Below are 3730 nucleotides of genomic sequence, written 5' to 3'. Positions count from 1 at the left end.
CCGTAGATATATGTTCCTGACTTTGTCAGTCTTATCTACAACCTCAAAACAGTGTTTTGAGCAGCCTGCGGCTAGCTTCCTAGTTTGCTCTTTGATTTTCATTGAGTAGCAATCCTGTCATCCATGGCAGGATTTTTTATATATCAAAAAGCAAGTCGATTGACCTGCCTCTGCTTTACTCTTCTTGTGCTAATGCTTTAAAATCTTTTTCTAAGATGGGTTGAATTTCTAATTGATTGGCGTCTAGTTGGTGGTAAGATGCTGATGGTAGTGACTCTAAGAATTTTGCATAGTCCAAGCGGGCGATGGCTTCATAGTCTTCTGGTTTAGAGCCGTCTCCTGTGATTTGAACCAAGTCAATCTCCCACTGGATTTTCTTATCTACCAATTGCTCAATATAGGCAGCAGGAACAAATGGTTCTCTTGGTAATACTGTCTTGACTCCTTGAGCCAGATGGTAAACACCATGCACTTGCCCTTCTCCATCCTGATAGAAGGAAACTCTTGCAAAGTAGGCATCTGTCTCTTGAACCGCGCGTACACACGCTTCAAACTGAGCTAAGCCATCTGCCTCTAAAAAGCTTTTCAAGTCCTCATGACTAAAGAAAACAGGATTAAAAATTCCTTGGCAAATCGTAAAACGGGCTGCAGTGTCTACAAGATGAGCTTGAATACTTGCTTGGAAATGAGCTTCAAAGTCGAAACCATCTAGCCCCTCAATCTCAGTTCCTGTGTAAGCAAGCAAGGCATCTAAAAATGATTTGATAATCTTCCAGTCTGTCTTCGTTAGTAGGTCAGGAAGATCGACACGGTAAGCCTTTTGACCATCAGCATAACTGACCTTAAAGAGAAATTGTGATTGCCCTACTATCGCACACTCGATATACTCGAGACGGTTAAGAGGCTGACGGAGATAGACGGCATCATAACTATGCGACTCCAAACCATCTACCAAGGCCAAGATGGACTTGGCAGTCAAAATTTCCTGTTCTCCTAAAATACTCTGTTTATTTGGAATAAAAAATGTTTTCGTCATAACTGGACCCCCTTGAAATCGTTTACATAAAGTATGCCCTATTTTTCTGAAAGATACAAAAACAAACTTTATACTCTTCGAAAATCTCTTCAAACCGCGTCAGCTTCGCCTTGCCGTAGATATATGTTCCTGACTTTGTCAGTCTTATCTACAACCTCAAAACAGTGTTTTGAGCAGCCTGCGGCTAGCTTCCTAGTTTGCTCTTTGATTTTCATTGAGTATTAGATTTTTGAGTACAAAGCATAAAAAAACAGCCCCTGAGGACTGTTTGATCTTATACAGTAGCTGCTTGAGCCAAACTTTCACCGATAGCGGCTAGGCGCTCGATTACTTCTGCTTGTGTCAATTCATTTTCTGAAACATAGCGGTTACGTGGGTGAACACGACATTCGTGTGAGCATCCACGAAGGTACTTGTCTTCATTTTCTTCTGATGTTAGGATACGACGGTTACAGAAGGGACTTCCACAGTTGACATAACGTTCACATGGTGTTCCATCAAACCAGTCTTTCCCTACGATGGTTGGGTTAACATGGTTAACATCAACGGCGATACGCTCGTCAAAAACGTACATTTTCCCATCCCAAAGCTCGCCTTGGACTTCTTGGTCTTTACCGTAGGTTGCGATTCCTCCGTGCAATTGGCCAACATCTTTGTAGCCTTCACGGACCATCCAGCCTGAGAATTTCTCACAGCGAACGCCACCTGTACAGTAAACGACAACACGCTTGTCCATGAATTTTTCCTTGTTGTCACGGACCCATTGTGGCAACTCACGGAAGTTGCGGATATCTGGACGGATAGCCCCACGGAAGTGTCCTAGGTCGTACTCATAATCGTTACGTGTGTCAAGAACAACGGTATCTTCGTCAAGAAGGGCTTCTTTGAACTCTTTTGGAGACAAGTAGGCACCTGTTGTTTCAAGCGGGTTGATATCGTTGTCAAAATCGTTGTCTTCCAAGCCAAGGTGAACAATCTCTTTCTTGTAGCGAACAAACATTTTCTTGAAGGCTTGTTCATTTTCTTCGTCAATCTTGAACCAGAGGTCTTCCATTCCTGGAAGGCTGTGAACGTAATCCATGTATTTTTGAGTTGTTTCGTAATCACCTGAAACTGTTCCGTTAATTCCCTCGTCAGCGACTAGGATACGGCCTTTGAGACCGATTGATTTACAGAAAGCCAGGTGGTCTGCAGCAAATTTCTCTGCATTTTCAATTGGAGTGTAGAGGTAGTAAAGTAAGACACGAATATCTTTTGCCATAAGATTTGTTCTCTTTTCTATTCTTAAATTTTCAGAATTTTTCATTCAACTATACTAGTATACCCACTTGGGAAAACGAATGCAATTTATTTGACTGGGAATTTTAGAAGGTGGCCTATCCCTGCACTTCATCAGTAACCATAGCGAATCGCTGACAATTCTCTCAATTTTTTTATCTGCTCGGCTTGACTTTCTGACAGAATCAGCTTATTGTCAATTAACATACGTGAGATGTCAACATTCATTTGACTCAAAATAAATAGAGTAGAGGTCCCATCGTCCTCTAATCGTCTTTTATAACTCACTAACAGATTTTTCAAAGGAGCAAGTTAGGCGTATTGTTTATACCTTCCAGTAGGTGATCTATGATAGTCATCGCTTCACAACGCCTTTCACTGCCTCCGGCAAACCATTTTAATGTTGTCATTCTCATTTTCCTCCTTAAATTGAAAAACTATCATTCCTAACTCTCGCGTCAGTATTTACCCAAACACCCTGTGTAAAAAAGTCAGCAGAGATGGTAAGGTCACTACAATATTATTAATCACATGCACCGCATAGGATGGATAAATGCTCTTGGTATAGCGGGTCAAACCAGCAAAGATGATACCAAATGTTGCAAAGACGAAAATATCTAACAGGCTAGGTAAGTTTGAAAAATGAGGAAGAGCAAATAAAATGGACGGAAGAAGCAAATCAAGGCCAAATCTCGAATGCTTAAAAAAGGCGTGTTGCAGTAATCCTCTATAAATCAGCTCTTCCATAAGTGGAGTCAGAAAGAGCAGGGTTATATAGATACCTAACTCGGCAAAGTTAGTCTCACTATAACCAATCAATACGGCCCAACCTTCAGCAGTTGACTGAACATGTTTAGCTGTCTGAACATTAAAAGAGATCTGGAGCACTACCACTAATATTGTCAAAATCGAATACCAAAGCCATTTTTTCTTGGAATACGAAAGAGATAACCATGACCTATCTTAACCAGAATCCAAATCATGACTCCGATAAATAGCAAACTCAAGATATTTTGAATCCAGAAGAAATTGCCAATCTGGGAAGAAAATTGCCAATAATTTTGAACAATAAGCGTCAGCTGAGAAAGACCAAATACGAAAAATAAGTAAGAGAAAACTGCACTAATTTTGAAGACAAGCTGATACTTTTTCATTTAATACTCATCAAAAATCTATTCTGGATAAATCCATTTTCTGTGAACAATCTTCCTCAGGCATTCTGTTTCCAAATTTTGAATCACTGTTTCTAACTTCAAAATGACTTCTTCTAAAGATTTGAAGGCCTTGTTTTTGAATCCACGCTTTCGTATCTCTGCCCAAACTTGCTCAATGGGATTCATTTCTGGAGTGTAGGGAGGAATAAATGTACACGTGATATTTTCTGGCAACTCCAAAGCCTGAGACTTGTGCCAGGTG

General features: G+C 40.5%; 3 protein-coding genes and 2 pseudogenes. All 5 read right to left on the bottom strand.

The features are described from left to right. Nucleotides 1-175: 175 nt before the first annotated feature. Nucleotides 176-1036 (bottom strand): DUF4299 family protein, encoded by an 861-nt coding sequence (locus FGQ53_RS10420; RefSeq protein ID WP_138338574.1) that lies wholly within the window; start codon nt 1034-1036, stop codon nt 176-178. 274 nt (nt 1037-1310) lie between these two features. Continuing rightward, on the bottom strand, nt 1311-2297 hold the full coding sequence (locus FGQ53_RS10410; protein WP_138338571.1) for a rhodanese-related sulfurtransferase: 987 nt from the start codon (nt 2295-2297) through the stop codon (nt 1311-1313). A 131-nt stretch (nt 2298-2428) separates the two neighbouring features. Continuing rightward, a pseudogene (locus FGQ53_RS10405) lies at nt 2429-2724 on the bottom strand (bacteriocin immunity protein). Between the two features lie 55 nt (nt 2725-2779). Further along, a pseudogene (locus FGQ53_RS10400) lies at nt 2780-3468 on the bottom strand (CPBP family intramembrane glutamic endopeptidase). A gap of 18 nt (nt 3469-3486) precedes the next feature. Then, a partial coding sequence (locus tag FGQ53_RS10395) for a transposase (protein ID WP_171019139.1) occupies nt 3487-3730 on the bottom strand: 244 nt, incomplete at its 5' end.

This window comes from Streptococcus mitis (assembly GCF_005844455.1).
GTDB classification, from domain to species: Bacteria; Bacillota; Bacilli; order Lactobacillales; family Streptococcaceae; genus Streptococcus; species Streptococcus mitis_BF.
The sequence above is the reverse complement of the archived record's forward strand: the minus strand, read 5'-3'. Positions and strand labels throughout refer to the sequence as shown.

Excerpts from the sequence above, each read along its gene's own strand:
- FGQ53_RS10410 (WP_138338571.1), bottom strand. The coding sequence starts at position 2,297 with ATGGCAAAAGATATTCGTGTCTTACTTTACTACCTCTACACTCCAATT.
- FGQ53_RS10420 (WP_138338574.1), bottom strand. The coding sequence starts at position 1,036 with ATGACGAAAACATTTTTTATTCCAAATAAACAGAGTATTTTAGGAGAA.